The organism is Sphingomonas sanguinis (assembly GCF_001476905.1).
GTDB classification, from domain to species: Bacteria; Pseudomonadota; Alphaproteobacteria; order Sphingomonadales; family Sphingomonadaceae; genus Sphingomonas; species Sphingomonas sanguinis_B.
Genome location: NZ_LDTE01000148.1, coordinates 1 through 22203, shown reverse-complemented (window position 1 = coordinate 22203; position 22203 = coordinate 1). Strand labels below are relative to the sequence as shown.

Genomic DNA, 22203 nt, shown 5'->3' with positions numbered 1-22203 from the left:
GGCAAGGGGCCTCGCAGAGACCACCCTCCCCACCCAGCCCGGAAACGCATCGTTGCGACCTTGGCCTTTGACGTGCGTTATGCGCACCGACCACAAAGGCCTGGTCCAACAGGGAGTCTACCCATGCGTTTCGTCCTTCCCGCCGCCCTGGCGCTCGCCACCATCGCTGCGCCCGCCATCGCCCAGACCCAGCCGGGCGCGCCCGTGGCGTCGCGCGTCGTCGCGGGCACCTATGCCGTCGACCCCGCCCATACCCAGGTCACCTGGTCGGTGAACCATATGGGCTTCTCGATGCTCGAGGGGCAGTTCGGCGCGTCGGAAGGCTCGCTGACCATCGATCCCGCCAAGCCGCAGAACGCCAAGGTCGACGTGACCTTCAAGATCGACGACCTCTCGGTCACCGCCGCGCCCTTCGCGAACCACTTGAAGTCGAAGGACTTCTTCGACGCCGCGACCTATCCGACCGCGCGCTTCGTCTCCACCAGCGTGAAGGTCATGGGCACCAAGGCCGTCATCACGGGCAACCTGACCATCAAGGACCAGACCAAGCCGGTCACGCTGAACGCGACCTTCTTCGGTGCGGGCACCAACCCGATGTCGAAGAAGCTGAACATCGGCTTCCGCGCCACCGCCAAGATCAAGCGTTCGGACTTCGGCGTCGGCGCCTATGTCCCGGTCGTCGGTGATGACGTCGACCTGACAATCAACGCCGCCTTCACCGCGCAGTAATTTTCCCTCTCATCTCCCATCCGCGAGAGGCGGGGTCGATCTTCGGCCCCGCCTTTTTTCGTTGGTCACGTCAGGCGGACGTCATCATTCTCGATATGGACAAGGCCGCCCCGACACGGCATGAACCGCTGCATCATGATCGCCGCGCTGCTGCTCCGTTCGCTTCGACTTATCCGCCCTTAGGGGAGGATCGGCGTGGCCATGCGCGACTTCCCTAAGGGCGGAATGAAACGATAAGCCTGTCCCCGCCGCGCCCTGGCCTGACGCGGCCGAGAATGCTGGAAGACCCGATCATGTTGCGCGATCCCTCGACCAAATACCGCCCCTTCCCGACCATCGCCCTGCCCGACCGGCAATGGCCGAACCGCACGATCACGAAGGCCCCGCGCTGGCTGTCGACGGATCTTCGCGACGGCAACCAGGCGCTGATCGACCCGATGAACGCCGAGAAGAAGACCCGGATGTTCGACCTGCTGGTCAAGGTCGGATTGAAGGAGATCGAAGTCGGCTTCCCGAGCGCGGGCGCGACCGAGTTCGACTTCATCTCCGGCCTGATCCGCGACAACCGCATCCCGGACGACGTGACGATCCAGGTCCTCACCCAGTCGCGCCGCGACCTGATCGAGCGCAGCTTCGAAAGCCTGGAGGGCGCGCGCACCGCGATCGTCCATCTCTACAACGCTGTCAGCCCGGCCTGGCGCAAGATCGTTTTCGGCATGACCCGCGACGAGGTTCGTCAGATCGCCATCGAAGGCGCCAAGATCCTGCGCGACGAGGCAGCCAAGCGCCCCAACACCGACTGGTTCTTCGAGTACAGCCCGGAAACCTTCTCGACCGCCGAGCTGGATTTCTCGGTCGAGGTGTGCGCCGCCGTCATGGACGTGCTGAAGCCGACGCCCGACCACCCGCTGATCCTGAACCTGCCCGCCACCGTCGAATGCGCGACGCCGAACGTCTATGCCGACCAGATCGAATGGTTCGGCCGCAACATCCCGAACCGCGATTCGGTGGTCATCTCGCTGCACACGCATAACGACCGGGGCACCGGCGTCGCCGCCGCCGAACTGGGCGTGATGGCGGGCGCGGACCGGGTCGAGGGTTGCCTGCTCGGCAATGGCGAGCGGACCGGCAATTGCGACCTCGTGACCGTCGCGCTCAACATGTACACGCAAGGCGTCGACCCCAAGCTCGACCTGTCGGACATCGACGAGGTGGTGAATACGGTCCATTACTGCACCAACCTGCCCGTCCATCCGCGCACGCCCTATGCGGGCGATCTGGTCTTTACCGCCTTTTCGGGCAGTCATCAGGACGCGATCAAGAAGGGCTTTGCGGCCCAAGCCGCGCGCAACGACGATCTGTGGGAAGTCCCCTACCTCCCCATCGATCCCGCCGATCTCGGCCGGTCCTATGAAGCGGTCATCCGCGTCAATTCGCAGTCGGGCAAGGGCGGCGTCGCCTGGGTGATCGAGCAGGACAAGGGGCTGAAGCTGCCCAAGCGGCTTCAGGCCGATTTCAGCCGCCATGTCCAGGCGCTGGCCGACGCGACCAGCCGCGAGTTGAACGCCGCCGATATCTGGGCCGGGTTCGAGGCGACCTATCTGCCGCGCGAGGGCGATCGTTTCGTGCTGCGCGACTATGAGGAAACCGGCTCGGCGGGTCAGCGGACCTTTATTGGTCGGGTGCTGGTCGGCGGCGAGGAGCGTTCGATCGCCGGGCGCGGCAACGGCCTGATCTCCAGCGTGATCGCCGCGCTTGCCGACACGACCGGCCCCGCGCTGGAAGTCGTCGACTATAACGAGCACGCCATCGGCCACGGCGCGGACGCACAGGCGGTCGCCTATGTCGAGGCGCGGACCGCCGATGGCCGGACGGTGTTCGGCGTCGGGCTCGATACCGATATCGCCACCGCCAGCGTGCGCGCGGTGCTGTCCGCCGCCAACCGGGCCTGATGCACGTCCCCCCGGCGCTTCTCGACTAAGACGGCGACGATGGCGGCGAGCGCTCCTTCTTCGTCGTCCCACCGGTGGGCGTTCATCCCCGAACGCTATCGCGAGAAACTGCGCGAGCGGGGGGCGTCGATCACCCTGACGGTGATCGCGCACCTCCTGCTCGCGTGGTTGCTGTTCCATCTGGCGCCCAAGCTGATCGAGCCGCAGACCTCCTCCTCGCTCAACACCTTCTCCGTCTCGCCCTCCGACCGGGACGCGGGCGCGCCGGTGCCGGAGACCCGCACCGCGACGCGCAAGCCCGCGGCGGCCGGGGGTTCCAAGGCGCCGGTGACCCAAAAGCAGCCCGATACCCCCACTCCACCGACTCCGAAGCAAGCCGACACCTCCCCGCCGACGCCATGGCAATGGGGAGACAAGTCGTTGTTCGAGGGCGGCAACATCGCCTCGCTGCCCAAGGGCGAGGGCAAGGGGGTGGGCTCCAGCAACGGCGATGATCGCGGGCAGGACAGCGCCTCGGCCTATGGTCCCGGCGAGGGGCCGGGCGGCCAGCGGCTCTACAATGCCGAATGGTATCCGCGCCGCCCGACCAATGCCGAGCTGAATGGCTATCTCCGCTCCGCGCCGCCGCCCGGCAGCTGGGCACTGATCGCCTGCAAGACCATCCCCGACTATCGCGTCGAGAATTGCCGCATGCTGGCCGAATCCCCGATCGGCTCGGGGCTTGGTCGGGCGATGCGCGAGGCCGCCTGGCAGTTCCGCGTCCGCGCGCCCCGTATCGGCGGCAAGGTCATGGTCGGCGAATGGGTGCGCATCCGCATCGACTTTACCGGTCCCGGCGGCGGAGACGACGGCAACTGACCCTTCCCCTGCCGGGCACGGTGTTCAATAGGTGAATTGCAGCTGGGTGCGGATCAGGTCGCCGGTCGCGCGGCCGGTGCGCCGGGCGTCGGCCTCACGGCGCTCCATCCGGGCATAGGCCAGGGTCAGCTCCAGCGCTTCGACCAGCTGGATTTCGGTGCCCAGCTCCCACTCGTCGGTTTCCAGGCGGGGTGCATCGACATTGGGCTTCCACCCGCCGCGATAGCGTTGCCACCGGGCATAGGGAATGGCGCGGCCGAGCGGGGTATGGCCGATATCGGCCATCAGCTGCACATAGCCCCCACCGAGCCGCTGGCTGCGCACCGCGCCCAGCAGGCCGTCATATTGCGGGCCCCAACCGGTCGTCCATTCGGTCTGGATGCCGAAGGGCTGCGGATAGAGAATGGCATGAACGGCCACCCGGTCGTCGCGATAGTCGATCGGACTGATACCACCGCTGCGAAGTTCGGGTCGGAAACGGTTGAACATCGCCGACCCGCCGAGCTCCAGCACCTGTCCCCGGAATAACGGCCCCAGCCCGTCGAGCGCGAAGGGCCAGGTGGCCATCGCGACCTTCATCAGCGTACCGTTACGCTCGGTACGGTTGGTCCCCTGCCCATTATAGACCGCCAAGCCAAAGGCGCCGTAATTGCCGAACAGCTTCTGCTTGTTCTTGGCCAGCCGATCCCAGATCGCCTGCACCGGCGCGGGCGTGTAATAGAGGTTTACGCCGACATCGCGCTCGCCGGGCACCCCGCTGTTGATCGCGTCCGAGCGATCGAGCGGCAGGCGGTTGGACGAGGATTGCAGGTTTTCCCAGCCGAACGGCACTTTCGACTGGCCGAAGCGCAGGCGAAGGCGGCGTTCGGGATCGAGGAACCAGTCGGCATAGACATCGCGCAACTGTCCGAAATTCTCGCGCCGCTCGGTGCTCGACTGGTTGTTCACCGCGGCGCCGAAGTCATGCTGGAAATAGAGTTGCAGCCGGTCGGTGATATCCCCCTGCAACACCAGCCGCACCCGCCGCAGCAGGAAGCCGCCATCCTCATTGACCGAGGCGTCATGCACCGAGCGCAGCCGCGATCCGTTCGCTCCCGGCGCATCCTGACTATCCAGAACCGCATTGTAGCGAAGCTGGGTATAGCCGCGCAGGCGCAGGCGATCATACCAGGGGGTGCGCGACGAGGGCAGCTTGGGGATGCTCGCCACCCGCTCGGGCTCGGGCTTCACGGTGGGGGCGACAGGCGCGGCGGCCACCATCGGCGTCGGCGGCACGGTGGGTGGGACCACCGCAGGACCAGCGGCCGTCTTCTGTGCCTCGGTCAGCACCTTGATCTGCGCTTTCAGCTCGTCGATCTGGCGCTGAAGCTCCTGGACCGTCTGGGCGGCGGCCGGTGCGGGCAGCAGGCTCAGCGCGATGACGACGGCCGCACCGTGACGGGCCCGATGGAGTCTCGCCTTGATCACGCCCTACGCCCTACCCTGTTGGTGACGGCGGCTTAGGGCAGCGACGCGGCGCTCCGCAACAGTTTGATGACGGTTAAATGACGAATGGGTGACGTCAGCGCGTACGTTCGATCTCACACCCGATCCGGGCATCGGGATAGATGTCGATCTTGGTCGATCGCACCTTCACCGCCTTCACGCGCGGGTCAGCCAGGCACAAGGCGGCAATCGCCTCGCACAGGCTTTCCTGCAAGGCGAAGCCGGGGCCGCGCGCCATCGCCAAGATGCCCTCGCGCAGGAAGTCATAGTCGAGCACTTCCTCGATCCGGTCGGCACCGGGCGCGGACGGATAGGTGACGGTCATCGCCACCGACAGGCGGACCGGCTGCGGCGCGACTTCATGCGGGTGGATGCCCAGGTGCATCGCGACCGTCATGTCGTCGAGCAGGATCGTATAGGTCGCGGTCACGCCCGTCCCTCGAACATCACATCGCCGTCGCGGCGGCAGAAGCGCTGGCCGCAATCGACGTACAGGGTCTGGCCGCGAATGCCGCGCGCGGTCAGCAGGAAGGACACCGCCTCCGCCACCGCCGCCGCCCCGATCGGACGGCCGAGCAGGTTCTTGACCGAGGCCTCGGCAAATTCCGCGTCGCTCTGGTCGCCGCTTTGCAGGGTCAGGCCGGGGGCGACCGCATTCACCGCGATCCGGGGCGCCAGTGCCTGGGCCAGCATCGTGCCCGCCCCCGCCAGCGCGAACTTGGCGCAGCTATAGGCAAAGAAGTCGGGATTGGGATTGGCCAGCTTCTGGTCGAGGATATCGACCACTGCGCCGTCCGTCACATCGTCCTGCCGCGCCAGTGCCGAGGCGAGCAGCGCGGGCGCGGCGGCATTGATCGCATAGAGTTCGGCCATCAGGCGCGCATCGGTTTCGGGCGGCCGGTCGAACAGGAAAGCCGAGGCGCTGTTGACCAGCCCATCGATCGGCCCACCCGCCGCCTGCCGTGCTTGGGCGAACAGGGCGTCGATGCCCTCCAGCACCGACAGATCGCCCTGCACCGTGACCCCGGCCAGTTCCTCCGCCAGCGTGGCGGCGTCCTCGCCAGAGCCATTATAATGGATCACCACCCGGTGCCCGTCCGCCACCAGCCGTCGCACGATTGCCGCGCCCAGCCTTTTGGCACCGCCGGTCACCAGGACGGTGCGGCGGATCATCCGCCCAGGCCCATCAGCGACAGGACTTCCTTGCGGCTGCGCTCGTCGTCGCGGAACACGCCCATCATCCGGCTGGTCACCATCGCGACGCCCGGCGTACGGACGCCTCGCGCGGTCATACAGGCATGGGTCGCCTCGATAACCACGGCGACGCCCAGCGGCTTCAGATTTTCCCAGATGCAGTCGGCTACCTCGGCGGTCAGCCGCTCCTGCACCTGCAAGCGACGCGCAAAACCATGCAGCACGCGGGCCAGCTTGGAAATGCCGACGACATGGTTGCGCGGCAGATAGGCGATATGCGCACGGCCGATGATCGGGGCCATGTGGTGCTCGCAATGCGACTGGAACGGAATGTCCTTCAGCAGCACGATCTCGTCATAGCCGCCGACCTCCTCGAACACCCGCGACAGGTGGACGGCCGGATCGTCGCCATAGCCCGCGCAATATTCGGCCCAGGCCCGTGCCACGCGCTTGGGCGTATCGACCAGCCCTTCGCGGGTGGGATCGTCGCCCGCCCAAGCGATCAGCGTACGGATGGCCTGAGCCACCTCATCGGGCACGGCAATCTTGCCGTCCTCGCCGATCAGGTCGCCATCCTCCGGGTCGCCATGGGCGCAGCTCATATCCTGTCCTTCACTTCAAAGCCGGTGCGTTAGCGTATCGATTGCCAGGGTGCAAAACCCGCCGATGGGACGTCCTATCCCGCCAGCCCGTTCAGACTGGACGGGAGGCAGGGTTCAGGGCCGCAGCCGTTTCGCCGCCCAGGCGACATGATCGGCCATGAAGGTCGAGATGAAGTTATAGCTATGGTCATAGCCCGGCTGCATCCGCAGCGTCAGGGCAATCCCCGCCTTGTCGCACGCCTCGGCCAGCCATTCGGGGCGAAGCTGCTCGGCCAGAAACTGGTCGGCATAGCCCTGGTCCACCAGCAGGTCCGGCACCCGCGCGCCGTCCTCGATCAGCGCGACCGCATCCGCCGCCCGCCATGCCACGCGGTCCGGGCCGAGATAACCGCCCAGCGCCTTTTCTCCCCAGGGCACCTGGCCCGGCGCGACGATGGGCGCAAAGGCCGACACGCTGCGGAAGCGGTCGGGATTGCGAAGCCCGATAGTCAGCGCGCCGTGACCGCCCATCGAATGGCCGGTGATGCCTTGCGCGGCCATATCGGCCATGGGGAAATGCTCGGCGATCAGCGCGGGCAGTTCCTGCTCGATATAGGTCCGCATCTGGAAATGCCTCGCCCAGGGCTCCTCCGTCGCATCGACATAGAAGCCCGCCCCCTGCCCCATGTCATAGGCGTCGTCATTGGCGACGCCCTCTCCGCGCGGCGAGGTATCGGGCGCGATGAAGATCACCCGGTGCTCGGCGCACGGCCCCCGATACTCGCCCTTGTCGGTGACATTGGCATGGGTGCAGGTCAGGCCCGACAGATACCAGAGGACGGGCAGCGTCTCGCCCGCCTCATGCTCCGGCACGAAGACCGAGAAGGTCATGCGGGTTCCCGTCGCACTGCTCTGATGCGCATAAACGCCCTGCACGCCGCCATGCGCCTTGGAGGTCGAAATCGTCTCGATCGTCATCGGAACACCACCGTCCGGTTGTCATTGAGGAAAACGCGCCGCTCGCCGACCCAGGCGACGGCGCGGGCCAGCACCTGCGCCTCGATATCGCGGCCGATGCGGATCAGGTCGTCGACGCTGGCGCGGTGATCGACGCGCTCGACCGCCTGTTCGATGATCGGCCCTTCGTCCAGGTCGGCGGTCACGAAATGCGCGGTCGCGCCGATCAGCTTCACCCCGCGCGCATGAGCCCGGTGATAGGGCTGCGCACCCTTGAAGCCGGGCAGGAAGCTGTGATGGATGTTGATGCACCGCCCCGGCAGTGCGGCGACCAGCCGCTCGCCCAGCACCTGCATGTAACGGGCGAGGACCAGATAATCGGCCTTCGCACTCTCCATCAGACCGAGCATTGCCGCTTCCTGTTCGGCGCGATTGCCGTTGTCGACCGGCAGGTGGTGCCAGGGCAGGCCATGCCATTCGACCAAGGGGCGCAAGGAGTCGTGGTTGGACACGACCCCGACGATCTCGACCGGCAGCGTGTTGGTCCGCCAGCGATGGAGCAGGTCGTTCAGGCAGTGCGAGCCCTTGGACACGGCGATCAGCATCCGGGGCCGCTCGGTCGCGGGCGCGAGGTGCCAGTCGAAGCCGAAACGCGCCGCCGGATCGGCCAGCGCCGCCCTCACCCCGTCGACCGACGCGGGGAACCCCGCACCCTGGCCGGTGAAGACGATGCGCAGGAAGAAGCGCCCCGTCTCCAGATCGGCATATTGCTGGCTGTCGAGGATGAAACCCTCGATCCCCGCCAGCGCGCCCGACACCGCGGCAACGATGCCGACCCGGTCCTGGCACGCCAGCGTCAGGATATAGCCGCTGTCGCTCACGCCGTCGGTGCGGGGGCAGGCATGCGACAACCCAGGCACAGCTTGTTGCCGTCCGGGTCACGCAGATAGCCAAGGTAAGCTGGCCCCATCGGCGTCTGACGCTCGCCTACCGGCGCTTCGATCGCGGTGCCGCCATTCGCCACGCCCGCCGTATGGGCCGCGTCGAGCTGTGCCGGATCGGCCGCACCCAGCCCGATGGTCCCGCCATTGGCGAAGGTTGCCGCCTGCCCGTCGATCGGCCGGGTGACCATGAACGCCGCGCCATTGTGTCGATAGAGAAGGCGTTCGCCCGCCTGCATCCCCGGCTGGCCGCCCAGCGCCCCGAACAGCGCATCATAGAATGCCTTGGACCGCGCGAGATCGTTCGATCCGACCATGACATGGGTATACATCAGGCTGCCTCCACCAGATGCCGCGCGCACAGCTTGTTGCCGGTCGGATCGCGCAAATACGCCAGATAGACCTTGCCGACAGGCACGGTGCGAATGCCGGGTGGGTCCTCGATCGCGGTGCCGCCATGCGCCAGGCCAGCCGCGTACCAGGCATCAGCCTGCTCGGGCGAGGCCATCGCAAAGCCCAGCGTCCCACCATTGGCGTAGGTGGCGGGCTCGCCATTGATCGGCTTCGAGATCAGGAAGCGGCCGCCATTGTGGCTGTAGACCAGTCGTCCAGCCGCATCGACCACACCCTCGGGCGCGCCCAGCACGCCCAAGGTCGCGTCATAGAAGCGCTTGGCCGCGGCGATGTCGTCGGCCCCCAGCATGACATGGCTGAACATCAGAAGATCACCACGCTGCGGATGCTCTCGCCCGCGTGCATCAGGTCGAAGCCCTTGTTGATCTCCTCGAGCGTCAGGCGGTGAGTGATCATGGGATCGATCTCGATCTTGCCGTTCATATACCAGTCGACGATCTTGGGCGTGTCGGTCCGCCCGCGCGCGCCGCCGAACGCGGTGCCGCGCCAGTTGCGGCCCGTGACCAGCTGGAACGGCCGAGTGCTGATCTCCTTGCCCGCCTCGGCCACGCCGATGATGATCGAGGTGCCCCAGCCGCGATGGCAGGATTCCAACGCGGTGCGCATCACCTCGGTATTGCCGGTCGCGTCGAAGCTATAGTCCGCGCCGCCGTCCGTCAGTTCGAGGATCTTCGCAATCGTCTCCTCGCGGCTCAGCCCCTTGGAGTTGAGGAAGTGGGTCATGCCAAAGCGACGGCCCCATTCTTCGCGGTCGGGATTGATGTCGACACCGATGATCCGGCCCGCGCCCGCCAGCTTCGCGCCCTGAATGACGTTCAGGCCGATGCCGCCCAGGCCGAAAACGACGATATTCTCGCCCGGCTGCACCTTGGCGGTGTTGACCACCGCGCCGACGCCCGTCGTCACGCCGCAGCCGATATAGCAGCTGGTGTCGAAGGGCGCGTCCTCACGAATCTTGGCGACCGCGATCTCCGGCAGGACGGTGAAGTTCGAGAAGGTCGAGCAGCCCATGTAATGGAAGATCGGCTGCCCCTTATAGCTGAAGCGGGTCGTGCCGTCGGGCATCAGCCCCTTGCCTTGGGTCGCACGGATCGCGGTGCACAGGTTGGTCTTGCCCGACAGGCAGGACTTACACTGGCGGCATTCCGGCGTGTAGAGCGGGATGACATGGTCGCCCGGCACCACGCTGGTCACGCCCGCGCCGACCTCGCGCACGATGCCGCAGCCTTCATGGCCCAGCACGCTGGGGAAGATGCCCTCGCTGTCCAGGCCATCGAGCGTATAGGCATCGGTATGGCAGATGCCGGTCGCCATGATCTCGACCAGGACCTCACCGGCCTTGGGGCCTTCCAGATCGAGTTCGACGATTTCGAGCGGCTTCTTGGCTTCAAAGGCGACGGCGGCGCGGGTCTTCATGGGTTCCTGTCTCCTTGGGCTTCGGGCGCCCTGATGCCCCGAGGCGCGCGTTGGTGCAACCAATGAACGCGACGGGGGATTGATGCCGATCACAACCCCAGGAGAGCGACGATGACCGAGTTCAAAAAAGGCGATCATGTCGAATGGAACAGCCATGGCGGCACGGCCGAGGGCAAGGTCGTCAAGAAGCAGACCAGCGACACGACCATCAAGGGCCATACCGTCCGCGCATCGAAGGATGAGCCGCAATACATAGTAGAGAGTGACAATGGCGGAAAGGCGGCGCACAAGGCGGACGCGCTTAAGAAGGCGTGATTCACGCGCGACCCACCGAACGGTCGGGGCGCAGAAGGATTAAGGGAAGGAATAACATGGCCACCGCAACCACGGGCACCGGCATCCACGCACCGGTTCAGCCGTCCGAGGAACTGGGCGCGATCGTCGGCAACGAGAAGCTGCCGCGTAGCCAGGTCATCAGCAAGGTGTGGGATTACATCAAGGCCAACAACCTGCAGAACCCCGAGAACAAGCGGGAAATCCTGGCAGACGACAAGCTGAAGAAGGTGTTCGGCAAGGACAAGTGCACCATGTTCGAGATGAACAAGTTCATCTCGGCGCACCTGAAGAAGTAATCTTCACTGGCGCTCCGGTCATCGTGCCGGGGCGCTCCCTTCGCCGTCCGCGCGCCGTTACCGCAGGTCCAGGACTAGCGGCTTGCGCGTGGACGGTGTCGGGGCCGGGCTCGGCGATCGACCCTTGCCCTGCGCCGCGGCCGGTGTCGGCGTCGCTGCGGGTTTGATCGGCGTGTCCCCGCCTGTCTCGATCCTGGCCGCCTCGATCTGAGCCAGACGCTGCTCGACCAGATGGGCATCCAGCAATTTGCGATCGGCCTGCATCGCGGCCACCTGCGCCTCCAGCGCCGACAGACGCTGTTCCAGCATCTTAACCCGGACCTGATCTTCGGTCTGGGCAACCATCTCCTTCGCCGCCTTTTCCTGCCGTGCCCGCTCCTGCGCATCGGCATCGGCGATACGCGCGTCGGCGCTGCCGCGTTGGTCGCAGGCGGAGAGTGCGCAGGTGAGGAGCAACAGGCAGGCGGCACGGCGCATGGGTAGGTCTCGTGTCAAACAGGGCGGATGGCATATCAAATCCTCCCCGGAACGGGGAGGTGGCGGGCCGAAGGCCTGACGGAGGGGGGCTTCCACAAAGGGCGCTCTTTGCCGCACGCCCCCTCCACCAGCTTCGCTGGTCCCCCTCCCCGTTCCGGGGAGGAATTACTGGTCCCGCAGCTTCACCCAGGTCGGCGCATGATCGCTGGCCTTTTCGCGGCCGCGATAGCTCTTGTCGACGCCCGCATCGACCAGCCGGTCAGCGGCCTGCGGGCTCAGCAGCAGATGATCGATGCGGAAGCCGTCATTCCGCTCCCATCCACCCGCACGGTAATCCCAATAGGTCCACACCCCACCCTTGGGCGCGCGGGTGCGTAGCGAATCCGTCCACCCCTGCGCCAGCAACCGGCGATACGCCGCGCGGCTCTCCGGCTGCATCAGCGCGTCGCTTGCCATCGCAGGCACCGAGAAGGTGTCGTCGTCATTCGGAATGACATTATAGTCCCCAGCCAGCACGGCAGGCACTTCCTCCGCGAGCAATGCCCGCGCGCGCGTCGCCAGCCGCTCCATCCAGCGCAGCTTGTAATCGAATTTCGGCCCCGGCTGGGGATTGCCATTGGGGAGATAGAGCGAAGCGACGACCAAGCCGTTGACCTCGCATTCGAGGTAGCGGCTGTGCTCGTCCTCATCCTCACCCGCCAGCCCACGCTGCCGTTCGACCGGCTGGGTACCGCGCGCAAGGACGGCGACACCATTCCAGCTCTTCTGGCCGTGCCACACCGCGCCATACCCGGCGGCCTCTATGTCTTTGACCGGAAAGGTCTCATCGCTGGCCTTCAGCTCCTGAAGACAGACGATATCAGCATCCGCCTCGGCCAGATATTCGAGCAGGCGCGGGAGGCGGGCCTTGATCCCGTTGACGTTGTACGTGGTGATCTTCACGTCAGACCGAGAAGCTGGTGCCGCAACCGCAGCCCGAAGCCGCGTTGGGGTTCTTCACCTGAAACGCCGCGCCGCCAAGGGACTCGACATAATCGACCTGCGCGCCGCGCACGAGGTCCAGGCTGATGCTGTCCACGACAAGGCGGACGCCATCCGTCTGGGCGATGGCATCATCCTCGGCGGGCGCGTCAGCCAGACCGAACTTGTACTGGAAGCCCGAACAACCGCCGCCTTCGACCGACAGACGCAGGATGGCGGGCTTGTTCTGCCGCTCGGCGATCGTCGCGACACGCGCCGCGGCGGCCGGGGTCAGCGCGATTTCGGAAATGCTGGTGGCCATGGGGGTGAGATAGGCGCGAGGGGCGAGCGGGGCAATCCCACTAAATCCTCCCCGGTACGGGGAGGTGGCAGGCCGAAGGCCTGACGGAGGGGGGCTTCCTCAAAAAGATGCGCCTAGCTGCTATCCCCCTCCACCGCTCTGCGAGCGGTCCCCCTCCCCGTGCCGGGGAGGATCGAAATTCAGTCCTGCGCGGCGGGGCCGTCGGAGGAGACGGGGATCTGATGGATAGCATGATCCTGCGATGCGGTCAGATAGTCGCCGGTGGTCAGGAACGGCACCGGATTGACCGCGTGACCGTCCATGCGGACTTCATAATGCAGATGCGGGCCGGTCGAACGGCCGGTCGAACCCATCAGCGCGATCAGCTGGCCGCGCGTCACGCGGGCACCATCGGCGACCAGGATCTTCGACAAATGGCCATAGCGGGTCGCGATACCCTTGCCATGGTTGATCTCGACCATGTTGCCATAGCCGCCCTGCCAGCTGGCATGATCGACGATGCCGTCGGCGGTGGCATAGATGGGCGTGCCGACCGGGCCAGGAATATCGACCCCGGCATGCATCGCGGCGGTGCCGCGGAACGGGTCGGTGCGGATACCGAAATTGCTGGTGAACTGAAGCTTCTCAACCGGATGGACCGAGGGGATCGCGATCACGCCATTGGGCCGCGCATCCATCTTCTTCCAGGTCTGGAACAGCGTGCGGAATTGCTGGTCGGTGCGCAGGTCGGCCGAGGCTTCGGCGCTGTTGGCGGGAATGAACTCGCCCCCGACCGAGCTCGGCTTATGGGACGGTGCCTTGGGAGCGGAGGGTGCCGGAGCGGCAATCGCGGCCGTTGTGGTCAGGCCGATGACGGCGGCGGTGCAAAGGACGGATCGGACGCGAGATGCAATCGATTTACCCGAGAGTAGCAGTTGATTCATCGAACCCCGAACCCTTGTCGCCGAACGATCCCGCAGTCGGAAAAGCCCGGCTTCGTTCATCCTATGCTGTGTCGCAGCCCCACCGCGTTACAGACGGTCAGCTTGTGCCTTTATGGGTTCCATGTCCGCAAGGGGCTCATAGAAATCGCGCGTCAAACCGGCTGTCTCGCGCGCCGAAACGTTGAACGGTGGCTTAACGAGCCCCCGGAAATGGCGCCGGACCAGCATCTGCCAGTGCTTGGCGGGTTCGATGTCATGCCCGGCGGCGAGATAACCGAACCATTTCGCGCCGAATCCGACATGCCGAACCTCGTCCGTATAGATGCGGTTGAGGATGCGCGCCGAGGTCTCGTCACCCCCAGCCCGGACACGCGCGACCGTCTCCGGCGTGACATCGAGACCCCTCGCCTCCAGCACCATCGGCACGACGGCCAGCCGCGCCATCGCGTCATGCGCGGTTTCCTCCGCCGATTCCCACAGGCCCGCATGGGCGGGCAGTTCGCCATAGCCGGACCCCAGCGACTTCAACCGGCGGTTCAGCACGGCAAAGTGCATCGCCTCATCCGCGCCGACCGAAATCCAGTCATCGACATAGCTGCGCGGGAACTGCCCGCCGAACCGGCCCGCCGCATCAAAGGCCAGATCGATCGCCGCGAACTCTATATGCGCCAGCGCGTGGAGCAGCGCGATGCGGCCCTTTTCCGAACCGCCGCGTCCACGCTTGGGCATCCGATTGGGCGGCAGCAATTCAGGCCGTTCGGGCCGCCCCGGCGCGTCGGGCATGGCGACGTCGAAGTCATGCGCCAGAGCGCCGCGACGCCAGGCGCGCGCCACCGCCCTCGCCCGCCGGACCTTCGCCAGCGGCTCGCTTTCGCGCAGCACCGCCGCACAGCCTTGCGCGATCGTCGTCAAAGCGCGCGCGCCGCCTCCAGCACCGCTTGCGCATGGCCGGGCACCTTCACCTTGCGCCAGCTCTTGGCGAGCGTGCCGTCGCGGCCAAACAGGAAGGTCGCCCGCTCGATTCCCATATAGGTCTTACCGTAGAGCTGCTTCTCACCCCAGACGCCGAACGCCTCGCACGCCGCACCCTCTTCGTCGCTGACCAGTTCGACGCTCAGCGCATGCTTCTCGCTGAACTTGCGATGCTTGGCCGGGCTGTCCTTAGAGATGCCGATCACCCTCACGCCCGCATCGGCGAACTCGGCGGCCAGCGCGGTGAAGTCCTGCGCCTCGCGCGTGCAGCCGCTGGTGTCGTCCTTGGGATAGAAATAGACGACCAGCGGCCCGGACAGATCGCCCAGCGCCAGCGGCTCGTCCTGCGCGGTCTTCACCGTCACCGCCGGAATCGCATCACCCTGTTCCATCGCCTATTCTCCTTTCCAGACCTGGGCGACTTCCTGCCGCGTCGCCTCCAGCGTGGCAACCACCGCCGTCCAGTCGGGCAGCCCCATCGCGCGCGCGATCAATGGTCGGGTCGGCTCGGGCGGTTCCTGCCCATCCGGCACCAGCAGGCGAAAGGCGACCAGCGCGCGGGTCAGCACGTCATGCGCGTCGGCCATCGTCGGCGGCAGCAGCCCGGTCGCGACCAGTTGCCCGATCGCCCGGCCCAGATCGGGATCGAAGCCCGCACGATGGACCAGCTGCGCCCGGTGCACCGCAAACTCCAGATCGACCAGCCCGCCGGGCAGCAGCTTTACGTCGAGCGGGCCCTGCGGCGGCTTGTGGCGCGCCATCTCGGCGCGCATCTCGCCCGCTTCGGTCGCCACGTCGCGATCGGGTCGGTTCCCGTTCAGCACATCGGCAACGATCGCCGCCACCGCCTCCCGCGCCGCCGCCGAGCCGTAAATGGGCCGCGCACGGGTCAAGGCCATGTGCTCCCAGGTCCAGGCGTCTTCGCGTTGATATCGCGCGAAACTCTCGACCGAGACGACCAGCGGCCCCTGCGTGCCCGACGGGCGCAACCGGGTATCGACCGGATACAGCGGCCCGGCCTGGGTCGGCACTGACAACGCCGCCGTCACCCGCTGCGCCAGCCGGTTGTAATAGAGTGTCGCACCCAAGGGCTTTGGGCCATCGGACTCGGCGGAAAAATCGCCGGTGAACAGATAGACGAGATCGAGGTCGGAGGCATGGGTCAGCGCCGCACCGCCCATCCGCCCCAGAGCCAGGATAACCAACTCGCTGTCCGGCACACGGCCATGCGCGGCAGTGAATTCATCGACCGTCGCCTGCGCCAGCACGCCGACCGCCGCCTCGGCAACACGGGCATAGCCGCCTGCGACCTCCAGCGGATCGGCGCGCCCCGCGACGATCTGCGCGCCCAGGGCGAAGCGCAACTCACCGACGACGCGACGGACATGATCGAGCCGATCCTGATAATCCTGCCCCGTCTCGCCGCCCCGCATCGCGCGTTCGAGGAACTTGACCGCAGGCAACGGCTCGAACGCGGAGGCATCGATCAGCCCGTCGAGCAGCGCAGGCCGCCGGGCCAGTTCGGTGGCGAGCGGCGCGGCATGGCTGAGGATCGCGACGGTCAGGCTGGCCAGGCCCGGCCGCGCCTCCAGCAGGCGGAAGATGTTGATCGCACTCGTCATCCGCTCGAACAGCGAATCGAGCTTCAGGATCGCGGCATCGGGATCGGGGGCCTCAGCCAGCGCCTCGACCAGGGTCGGCAGCACCGCATCCAGCGCCTCACGCGCCGCCGGGCTGCGCAGCGCGGCATAGTCGCCGCCACGCCACGCCGCGATTCGCCGCGCCGCCGCCTCGACATCGCGCAGCCCCGCCGCCGCCAGCCGCGCGTTCAGCAGCACCGGATCATGCGGCAGGCGCGGCCGCTCATCGGCATCGAGCGCATCGTACAGCGCCCCGACCCGCGCGGTCACCGGCGCCAGCAGCCCGACCAGCGCATCGCCATCGGCCAGGCCGTGAAGCTGCGCGACCCGCGTCGTCCCCTCCCCCAGCGGCAGTTGATGGGTCTGGCGGTCGTCGATCATCTGTACCCGGTGTTCGATCGTGCGCAGCAGGACATAGGCGTCGGACAGCGCCGCCGCATCGGCTGCATTGATCCGCCCCGCCTCGGCCAGCGCCGCCAGCGCATCGCGCGTGGCGGGCACGCGAAGAGCGGGATCGCGACCGCCATGGATCAGCTGATGGATTTGCGCGAAGAACTCGATCTCGCGAATACCGCCGCGCCCGCGCTTCAGGTCATAGCCGGGGCCCATTGCCTGCCCCTGTGCATGATGATCGCGGATGCGCCGGGTCAGGTCGCGAATCTCACCTACCGCGCCGAAGTCGAGCGCGCGCCGCCACACGAACGGCCGGATCGCGTCGAGGAAACGCTGGCCCAGCGCCAGATCGCCCGCCGCCGCCCTCGCCCGGATGAAGGCCGCCCGCTCCCAGGTCAGCGCCTGGCTTTCATAATAGGCGATCGCCCCCTCGACCGGGATCGTGATCGGCGTGGCTTCAGGCGACGGGCGCAGGCGCAGGTCGACGCGCAGCACATAGCCCTCTCCGTCGCGCGCCTGGAGCAACTCGACTACCCGCTTGCCGATCCGCACCGCCGCATCCTCGGGCTCCTCGCGCGGGCGGCGGGGCAGGATGTCGGGGTCGAAGATCAGGATCGGGTCGATATCCGACGAATAGTTGAGTTCCCGACTGCCTTGCTTGCCCAGCGCGATGGCGGCGAAACCGACCGGTTCGGCGCCCGGCGTCCGCTCCTCGATCGCGGCGTGGATCGCCCGGGTCAGCGCGCGGTCGGCAAAGTCGGTCAGCCGATGGGTGACCTGGGTCAGATCATAGATTCCTGCCAGATCGCCCAGCGCCACGGTCAAGGCCAGTGCGCGGCGTTCACGGCGCAGCGCAACGCCGACCGCCAAGTCCGTGTCCAGCGGCTGCGGCTCGATAAGATGACCCGCCAGTGCCTGCGCCTCGATGTCCGGTTCCCGGTCCAGGACCATGGCGAGAAAGGACGAATGCCGACGCGCACGCGCCACGGCATCGGACAGCGGGGAGGACGGAGCGTTCATGGCCGCGCTTGTATCGCGCGTGGAGCCCCGGCACAAAAGACTTTCCACAGGATTAACGCCGCCGCTTCAGAATTTTTGCAACTTGTCAAGACCTGCATGGTTATGTTGGCATGATGAGCACCGAACCGACGATCAGCGATATCCGCATCGTTCGTGCGCCCACCCGCACAGACGATATCGGCGGCGCGTTGCGCTCGGCCTTTTCGGAGCCGATACGGCTACCCGATCAATGGGTACGCTTGCTCGCTCGGTTGGATGAGCCGGTTCACCGGCACTGAAGCATCGACCATGCTGAAATGCATGGCCCCGTAGAGTTGGGGCGGCTATCCTCTGCCCCGATTTCGGGAGGGGGAACATATGCTCCATGGGTCCAGCGGCGTCCTGCTATGGGTGCTAATTGCGGGATCGGCGCAATCGCTGCCGCAGGCCTCCCCCGAGAGTCGGCTTGTCGAGCGGCACATGTCGAATGCGGGCCTTTCGTCGTTGCAAGAGATGCGATTCGGTGGGCGAGAGGTTCATCAGGTTCTGCCGATCGACGCCTATGGCATATTGCCCATTCCGGGTGTCGAACTCGAACGCCACCGTGACGGTCGCCTGACCCTGCGATTGCGATATCGGGGCTGGGCCGACACGCCGTACGATGTCTCCCAAGAGGATTGGGACCGGCTGGCCGCACTGGAGAAGACCGCCTTCGCTCCTGTTCCGCCTGCTCGCGAAAAGGGCAATCCCATGATCGTCGTGCATTGCGCCTCGGGCATGATCGCCTCGACACGCAGTCAGGCGCGCGGCTGGTGGGCCTGCAATCCTGGTGATCGTCCGGCCATGACCTATAATGACGCCGTCCTGGACCTGGCCATGAAGGCCATGGGGTGCGAAGCGACCGAAAAGGAAGCAATCTGGCGCTTCTCGACCTGCACCGCCGCCAAGGCCAAGCTGGACAATCCGATCGAGCAGCGGAAGTTGGAAGAATTTCGCCGTCGTTGGGACACGCAGCGCGAGCCCGGCTCGAACATATTGGCTCGTGCGCGCATGGCGCTGCGCGCGGCACAGCAGACGCCAACCGAAGCCCTGCGGGCCGACGCCTATCGCAAGATCATGGACTTTGGCCGTCAACAACAGGCGTTGCGCGGGATCATCCAAGAGAGTGGCAGCGGGCTACCCGACCCTCAGGACAGCGATGCGAAGACACAGGCGATCGTCTCGACCCAGTTGCGCCAATGGTCCGCAGATGTGGAAGGCCAGAACCGCAACTATATCGACTTGCTGGAAAGCTTTGCGGCGCTACCGATTGGCCAGCCTGTGCCGCAATCCTGATTGCCGATAAAAACGGCCGCCACGTTCGGAAGAACGCAGCGGCCGCTGGACCACGGGGACTTTGGGTTACCGCCCGCCGCTCAACTGATCGACATCACCCATGATGGTATCGAGCGCGGTCTTGCTGCTATCGGTCTCGTGCAGGCGACGCGAGGGCAGCGACCCTTCATTCAGGATCGTCTCGAGCGCGACACGGCCACGGGCGACACGGCTCTTGATCGTGCCGACGGCCACGTTGCAGATTTCGGCGGCCTCCTCATACGCAAAGCCGCCCGCACCGACCAGGATCAGCGCCTCGCGCTGTGGCTGTGGAAGGTGCATCAGCGCGCGCTGCATATCGCCCAGTTCGACATGGCGATCCTGGCTGGCCGGAGCTGCCAGGATGCGGTCGGCGACCAGATCGTCCCACTCGCCCTTGAAGCGTGCACGGCGCATCTGCGACAGATAGAGGTTGCGCAGGATGATGAAAGTCCAGGCGCGCATGTTGGTGCCCGCCTGGAACCGCTTGCGCGCGGCCCATGCCTTGAGCAGCGTTTCCTGCACCAGGTCATCGGCCAGATCGCGGCTGCCCGAAAGAGAACGGCCAAAGGCGCGCAGATGGGGAATCACGCGTGCCAGTTCCGTCTTGAACTCGGAATCGTCCAGCGCGACGTGTTCGACGGGCGCTTCGGCCGCATCGTCCTCAATATCGTCCCGCGTTAGTGGCTGCGTCATGAAAATCCGATCATCGGAAACGGCCGAACCGGCGACCGCCTCAAAACATAAGGTGGCTGACACTAAATTGCCAGCCATGCCAAGGCCCAATCAAACCCTCACCGTATCAGCGCAACACCAGATAGGCGAAGATCACGATCACGAGAACCAAGGATATGGGCAGGACATACCGCGTGACATGCGGCGTAGAACCTGCCCTTACATCCTCTTTGGAGACATGGATCGGTTTATCGGGGTCAGCCATGTCATCCTCAACGTCTATCAACCGTTTTGGGTCCGTAACCGATACGCTTTATCGGCCCGCGTCATGGGCCGGCCGTTATTCCGCCGGGACCGTGCTCTGATCGAAGAACAAGGCCTGGCTGATCGCCGCCTTCACGGTCGAACGCTGGAACGGCTTGGTGATCAGGAAGGTCGGCTCGGGCCGCTCGCCGGTCAGCAGGCGCTCGGGGAAGGCGGTGATGAAGATCACCGGCACCTCGAACTCGGCCAGGATATCCTTGACCGCATCGATGCCCGAGCTGTCGTCGGCCAGCTGGATGTCGGCCAGCACCAGGCCGGGACGATCCTCCATGGCCAGCGCCACGGCTTCGTCACGAGTCACGGCGACGCCGGTCACTTCATGGCCCAGGTCGCGCACGATCGTCTCGATATCCATCGCGATGATCGGCTCGTCCTCAATGATCAGCACGCGGGCGCGGGTCTGCTTCTCGATCTCGGCCAGCGCCTCGGAGACGAGGTTTTCGACCTCGCTGGGCTCGACATCGATCAGATAGGCCGCGTCTTCGGGCGTGAAGCCTTCCATCGCGGTGAGCAGCAGCGCCTGACGCGACAGCGGCGTCATCCGCGCCAGGCGGGCACGCGCCACGCCTTCGTTACCGTCGGCATCCGTGCCGTCATTGTCCAGTTCATCATAATTGGCCGACGACCAGATGCCCTGGAACATGCGGTACAGGCCCAGGCGGGGATCGACGTCGCGCGGAAACTGGTCCGGGGCCGCGACGATCGCCTCCAGCGTGGCGCGGACATATTTGTCGCCGTGCATCTGGCTGCCGGTCAGGGCCCGGCCATAGCGCCGCAGGAAGGGAAGATGGGGCGCAAGCTGCTGTCCAAGCGACATGGGTAATGATCACTCCCTGAGGTATTGGCGGACAGCTGATGTGCTGGCCCCCGCGTCTGTTTTCAATGCCGTTTCACGAAAACCCCGTCCGCCACGCCACGAATGCGGGACTCACGGATTTTTCGTATCGCATCGGGAACCAACCAGATCGAATTTGGTTTCATCGCCACATCAACTATAGGCTCTGGGCGTCAGGCCGACCGGCGACGCCAAGGGTCGCCATTGCGTCGGTTGCCCCGCTAGTGGGTCCTGCAGGGGGATATTTTGAGTTTGGGCAACAAGACGAAGAAGACGCCGTCCACCTCACCGCACAAGGGTGGTGAGAAGGATGCGGGCTCGGCGCTTCGCCAGGCGTATCAAAAGACCGTCGACGAAAAGATCCCCGACGAGATGCTTGATCTTCTCAGCAAGCTGGGCTGACGTCCGGCCGCATGGCCACTCTTCTCCCCGATGACGTCGAGGCGCTCGAACGCCTCCGTCCCGCCCCGCCGCGCCTCGCGACGGGCGCGAAGCTCGTTCTGGTGCTGGGAAGCACCTTGTTCATCCTGGCCGCCATCGCGGTCTTTGCCACATTGCAGACGACCCGCCTCGCCGATAGCGAGGCCAGCGGTCGCCTGCGCATCGCCGCCAACGAGGATGCCCGTGCCATCGCCACCGAGCTGATGGGTGATATGACCGCGCTTCGCGTCGCGGTGCGGGCGATGGGTCAGGACCCGCTCGACATGCCAAGCTGCGCGCGGGCCCAGGGCGTGTTCGCGCAGCAATCGCTGACCGGCGCGCGCTTCCTGATCACCGATCGCGCGGGCAAGACGCTGTGCGGCGATCCCCTGCCCGCCGCGCTGCCGGTGGCCAGCGACGGATCGCCGATCGGTGCCGATATCCTGCCCGGCCGAGGTCTGGTCCTGTCGGTGTCGAGCCAGGACGGCCGTGCGCAGGCCCGTGCCTTCTTCCCGCTGCCTTTCCTGCAATCACTGGTCGATCAGCATCCGCCCGCCAGCACGATCGAATCGGTGCTGGAACTCGATGGCGAGTTGCTGCCCCTCCATTCGCTGGTCCGCCAGGGCCGGCTGGAGCGGAAGAAGTCGATGCGGACGGAACTCGGCATTGCCGGGCTGGTCCTGCGCACGTCGACGCCCAGCGCACCGATCACCTCGTCGCTGATCGTCGCGCTGGCGCTGCCGCTCCTGAT

The 22203-nt window shown here is 66.1% G+C and carries 27 protein-coding genes and 1 pseudogene; 9 read left to right on the top strand and 19 right to left on the bottom strand.

Annotation, left to right across the window (positions count from 1 at the left end; all coding sequences use genetic code 11):
* The first annotated feature begins 123 nt into the window (after positions 1–123).
* From SB4_RS17795 to SB4_RS17785, 3 genes are all read left to right on the top strand, one after another.
* A complete protein-coding gene (locus SB4_RS17795) occupies positions 124–729 on the top strand; it encodes a YceI family protein (protein WP_058753641.1) in 606 nt (201 codons plus the stop codon).
* A gap of 293 nt (positions 730–1022) precedes the next feature.
* A complete protein-coding gene (leuA, locus tag SB4_RS17790) occupies positions 1023–2681 on the top strand; it encodes a 2-isopropylmalate synthase (RefSeq protein WP_058753646.1) in 1659 nt (552 codons plus the stop codon).
* A gap of 39 nt (positions 2682–2720) precedes the next feature.
* A complete protein-coding gene (locus SB4_RS17785) occupies positions 2721–3539 on the top strand; it encodes a hypothetical protein (RefSeq protein ID WP_058753640.1) in 819 nt (272 codons plus the stop codon).
* Between the two features lie 24 nt (positions 3540–3563).
* On the opposite strand, the gene SB4_RS17780 is transcribed toward SB4_RS17785, so the two are convergent.
* The 9 genes from SB4_RS17780 to SB4_RS17740 all read right to left on the bottom strand — a co-directional run bounded on the left by SB4_RS17780 (position 3564) and on the right by SB4_RS17740 (position 10527).
* Positions 3564–5003 carry a porin gene (locus SB4_RS17780; RefSeq protein ID WP_058753645.1) on the bottom strand — a complete coding sequence of 480 codons (1440 nt, stop codon included), beginning with the start codon at positions 5001–5003 and terminating at the stop codon, positions 3564–3566.
* A 97-nt stretch (positions 5004–5100) separates the two neighbouring features.
* Positions 5101–5454, bottom strand: coding sequence for a dihydroneopterin aldolase (locus SB4_RS17775; protein ID WP_241488680.1), 354 nt, complete (start codon positions 5452–5454; stop codon positions 5101–5103).
* Positions 5451–6197 (bottom strand): SDR family NAD(P)-dependent oxidoreductase, encoded by a 747-nt coding sequence (locus tag SB4_RS17770; protein WP_058753639.1) that lies wholly within the window; start codon positions 6195–6197, stop codon positions 5451–5453. Before SB4_RS17770 ends, SB4_RS17775 begins: the two co-directional genes overlap by 4 nt.
* Complete coding sequence (gene folE, locus SB4_RS17765) at positions 6194–6820, bottom strand: GTP cyclohydrolase I FolE (RefSeq protein ID WP_058715847.1); 627 nt, start codon at positions 6818–6820, stop codon at positions 6194–6196. Before folE ends, SB4_RS17770 begins: the two co-directional genes overlap by 4 nt.
* A gap of 114 nt (positions 6821–6934) precedes the next feature.
* Positions 6935–7777, bottom strand: a complete 843-nt coding sequence (gene fghA / locus SB4_RS17760) for an S-formylglutathione hydrolase (protein ID WP_058753638.1) — start codon at positions 7775–7777, stop codon at positions 6935–6937.
* Positions 7774–8637: a formyltetrahydrofolate deformylase gene (gene purU / locus SB4_RS17755; RefSeq protein WP_193753873.1), complete on the bottom strand. Its 864-nt coding sequence runs from the start codon at positions 8635–8637 to the stop codon at positions 7774–7776. The genes fghA and purU overlap by 4 nt, the downstream gene beginning before the upstream one ends.
* Entirely contained in the window at positions 8634–9029 is a 396-nt protein-coding gene (locus SB4_RS17750) for a VOC family protein (RefSeq protein ID WP_058753637.1), read from the bottom strand. The genes purU and SB4_RS17750 overlap by 4 nt, the downstream gene beginning before the upstream one ends.
* The gene (locus SB4_RS17745; RefSeq protein ID WP_058753636.1) at positions 9029–9415 is read right to left on the bottom strand and encodes a VOC family protein; all 387 of its coding nucleotides are present in this window, start codon (positions 9413–9415) and stop codon (positions 9029–9031) included. The genes SB4_RS17750 and SB4_RS17745 overlap by 1 nt, the downstream gene beginning before the upstream one ends.
* On the bottom strand, positions 9415–10527 hold the full coding sequence (locus tag SB4_RS17740) for an S-(hydroxymethyl)glutathione dehydrogenase/class III alcohol dehydrogenase (protein ID WP_058753635.1): 1113 nt from the start codon (positions 10525–10527) through the stop codon (positions 9415–9417). The genes SB4_RS17745 and SB4_RS17740 overlap by 1 nt, the downstream gene beginning before the upstream one ends.
* Before the next feature lie 111 nt (positions 10528–10638).
* On the opposite strand from SB4_RS17740, the gene SB4_RS17735 reads away from it, so the two are divergent.
* Entirely contained in the window at positions 10639–10842 is a 204-nt protein-coding gene (locus SB4_RS17735) for a hypervirulence associated TUDOR domain-containing protein (RefSeq protein ID WP_056434174.1), read from the top strand.
* 56 nt (positions 10843–10898) lie between these two features.
* The gene (locus SB4_RS17730) at positions 10899–11159 is read left to right on the top strand and encodes an SWIB/MDM2 domain-containing protein (protein WP_007405135.1); all 261 of its coding nucleotides are present in this window, start codon (positions 10899–10901) and stop codon (positions 11157–11159) included.
* Between the two features lie 57 nt (positions 11160–11216).
* Here SB4_RS17730 and SB4_RS17725 read toward each other — a convergent pair whose 3' ends face one another.
* The 7 genes from SB4_RS17725 to SB4_RS17695 all read right to left on the bottom strand — a co-directional run bounded on the left by SB4_RS17725 (position 11217) and on the right by SB4_RS17695 (position 17866).
* Positions 11217–11636 carry a hypothetical protein gene (locus tag SB4_RS17725; protein ID WP_058753634.1) on the bottom strand — a complete coding sequence of 140 codons (420 nt, stop codon included), beginning with the start codon at positions 11634–11636 and terminating at the stop codon, positions 11217–11219.
* Positions 11637–11801: 165 nt separating this feature from the next.
* A complete protein-coding gene (xth, locus tag SB4_RS17720) occupies positions 11802–12578 on the bottom strand; it encodes an exodeoxyribonuclease III (RefSeq protein ID WP_058753633.1) in 777 nt (258 codons plus the stop codon).
* 1 nt (position 12579) lies between these two features.
* Positions 12580–12918, bottom strand: coding sequence for an iron-sulfur cluster insertion protein ErpA (erpA, locus tag SB4_RS17715; protein ID WP_058753632.1), 339 nt, complete (start codon positions 12916–12918; stop codon positions 12580–12582).
* Between the two features lie 179 nt (positions 12919–13097).
* Complete coding sequence (locus SB4_RS17710; RefSeq protein ID WP_058753631.1) at positions 13098–13841, bottom strand: M23 family metallopeptidase; 744 nt, start codon at positions 13839–13841, stop codon at positions 13098–13100.
* Positions 13842–13928: 87 nt separating this feature from the next.
* The gene (locus SB4_RS17705; RefSeq protein ID WP_193753872.1) at positions 13929–14753 is read right to left on the bottom strand and encodes a ferritin-like domain-containing protein; all 825 of its coding nucleotides are present in this window, start codon (positions 14751–14753) and stop codon (positions 13929–13931) included.
* Entirely contained in the window at positions 14750–15205 is a 456-nt protein-coding gene (locus SB4_RS17700; protein WP_058753630.1) for a peroxiredoxin, read from the bottom strand. Before SB4_RS17700 ends, SB4_RS17705 begins: the two co-directional genes overlap by 4 nt.
* A gap of 3 nt (positions 15206–15208) precedes the next feature.
* Positions 15209–17866, bottom strand: a complete 2658-nt coding sequence (locus tag SB4_RS17695; protein WP_058753629.1) for a bifunctional [glutamine synthetase] adenylyltransferase/[glutamine synthetase]-adenylyl-L-tyrosine phosphorylase — start codon at positions 17864–17866, stop codon at positions 15209–15211.
* A gap of 110 nt (positions 17867–17976) precedes the next feature.
* On the opposite strand from SB4_RS17695, the gene SB4_RS20125 reads away from it, so the two are divergent.
* Both SB4_RS20125 and SB4_RS17690 read left to right on the top strand, forming a co-directional pair.
* A complete protein-coding gene (locus SB4_RS20125; protein ID WP_193753871.1) occupies positions 17977–18144 on the top strand; it encodes a hypothetical protein in 168 nt (55 codons plus the stop codon).
* Positions 18145–18223: 79 nt separating this feature from the next.
* On the top strand, positions 18224–19180 hold the full coding sequence (locus tag SB4_RS17690; RefSeq protein WP_058753628.1) for a hypothetical protein: 957 nt from the start codon (positions 18224–18226) through the stop codon (positions 19178–19180).
* A 66-nt stretch (positions 19181–19246) separates the two neighbouring features.
* Here SB4_RS17690 and SB4_RS17685 read toward each other — a convergent pair whose 3' ends face one another.
* From SB4_RS17685 to SB4_RS17675, 3 genes are all read right to left on the bottom strand, one after another.
* Positions 19247–19894: a sigma-70 family RNA polymerase sigma factor gene (locus SB4_RS17685; protein WP_058732682.1), complete on the bottom strand. Its 648-nt coding sequence runs from the start codon at positions 19892–19894 to the stop codon at positions 19247–19249.
* Positions 19895–20000: 106 nt separating this feature from the next.
* The gene (locus SB4_RS20120) at positions 20001–20138 is read right to left on the bottom strand and encodes a hypothetical protein (protein WP_058715885.1); all 138 of its coding nucleotides are present in this window, start codon (positions 20136–20138) and stop codon (positions 20001–20003) included.
* A 75-nt stretch (positions 20139–20213) separates the two neighbouring features.
* Positions 20214–21014, bottom strand: coding sequence for a response regulator (locus tag SB4_RS17675; protein WP_058715859.1), 801 nt, complete (start codon positions 21012–21014; stop codon positions 20214–20216).
* A 270-nt stretch (positions 21015–21284) separates the two neighbouring features.
* On the opposite strand from SB4_RS17675, the gene SB4_RS20115 reads away from it, so the two are divergent.
* Positions 21285–21434: a NepR family anti-sigma factor gene (locus SB4_RS20115; protein ID WP_193751635.1), complete on the top strand. Its 150-nt coding sequence runs from the start codon at positions 21285–21287 to the stop codon at positions 21432–21434.
* An 11-nt stretch (positions 21435–21445) separates the two neighbouring features.
* Positions 21446–22203, top strand: a pseudogene (locus SB4_RS17670) (histidine kinase); the annotation flags it as partial.

Bases quoted from the DNA above. Each gene is read 5' to 3' on its own strand.
- SB4_RS17740 (WP_058753635.1), bottom strand. From the start codon at position 10,527: ATGAAGACCCGCGCCGCCGTCGCCTTTGAAGCCAAGAAGCCGCTCGAA.
- SB4_RS17750 (WP_058753637.1), bottom strand. From the start codon at position 9,029: ATGTATACCCATGTCATGGTCGGATCGAACGATCTCGCGCGGTCCAAG.
- fghA (WP_058753638.1), bottom strand. From the start codon at position 7,777: ATGACGATCGAGACGATTTCGACCTCCAAGGCGCATGGCGGCGTGCAG.
- SB4_RS20120 (WP_058715885.1), bottom strand. From the start codon at position 20,138: ATGGCTGACCCCGATAAACCGATCCATGTCTCCAAAGAGGATGTAAGG.
- SB4_RS17710 (WP_058753631.1), bottom strand. From the start codon at position 13,841: ATGAATCAACTGCTACTCTCGGGTAAATCGATTGCATCTCGCGTCCGA.
- SB4_RS20125 (WP_193753871.1), top strand. From the start codon at position 17,977: ATGATGAGCACCGAACCGACGATCAGCGATATCCGCATCGTTCGTGCG.
- SB4_RS17700 (WP_058753630.1), bottom strand. From the start codon at position 15,205: ATGGAACAGGGTGATGCGATTCCGGCGGTGACGGTGAAGACCGCGCAG.
- SB4_RS17795 (WP_058753641.1), top strand. From the start codon at position 124: ATGCGTTTCGTCCTTCCCGCCGCCCTGGCGCTCGCCACCATCGCTGCG.
- SB4_RS17745 (WP_058753636.1), bottom strand. From the start codon at position 9,415: ATGTTCAGCCATGTCATGCTGGGGGCCGACGACATCGCCGCGGCCAAG.
- erpA (WP_058753632.1), bottom strand. From the start codon at position 12,918: ATGGCCACCAGCATTTCCGAAATCGCGCTGACCCCGGCCGCCGCGGCG.
- SB4_RS17675 (WP_058715859.1), bottom strand. From the start codon at position 21,014: ATGTCGCTTGGACAGCAGCTTGCGCCCCATCTTCCCTTCCTGCGGCGC.
- SB4_RS17770 (WP_058753639.1), bottom strand. From the start codon at position 6,197: ATGATCCGCCGCACCGTCCTGGTGACCGGCGGTGCCAAAAGGCTGGGC.
- folE (WP_058715847.1), bottom strand. From the start codon at position 6,820: ATGAGCTGCGCCCATGGCGACCCGGAGGATGGCGACCTGATCGGCGAG.
- leuA (WP_058753646.1), top strand. From the start codon at position 1,023: ATGTTGCGCGATCCCTCGACCAAATACCGCCCCTTCCCGACCATCGCC.
- SB4_RS17690 (WP_058753628.1), top strand. From the start codon at position 18,224: ATGCTCCATGGGTCCAGCGGCGTCCTGCTATGGGTGCTAATTGCGGGA.
- SB4_RS17685 (WP_058732682.1), bottom strand. From the start codon at position 19,894: ATGACGCAGCCACTAACGCGGGACGATATTGAGGACGATGCGGCCGAA.
- SB4_RS17735 (WP_056434174.1), top strand. From the start codon at position 10,639: ATGACCGAGTTCAAAAAAGGCGATCATGTCGAATGGAACAGCCATGGC.
- SB4_RS17785 (WP_058753640.1), top strand. From the start codon at position 2,721: ATGGCGGCGAGCGCTCCTTCTTCGTCGTCCCACCGGTGGGCGTTCATC.
- SB4_RS17695 (WP_058753629.1), bottom strand. From the start codon at position 17,866: ATGAACGCTCCGTCCTCCCCGCTGTCCGATGCCGTGGCGCGTGCGCGT.
- SB4_RS17725 (WP_058753634.1), bottom strand. From the start codon at position 11,636: ATGCGCCGTGCCGCCTGCCTGTTGCTCCTCACCTGCGCACTCTCCGCC.
- SB4_RS17730 (WP_007405135.1), top strand. From the start codon at position 10,899: ATGGCCACCGCAACCACGGGCACCGGCATCCACGCACCGGTTCAGCCG.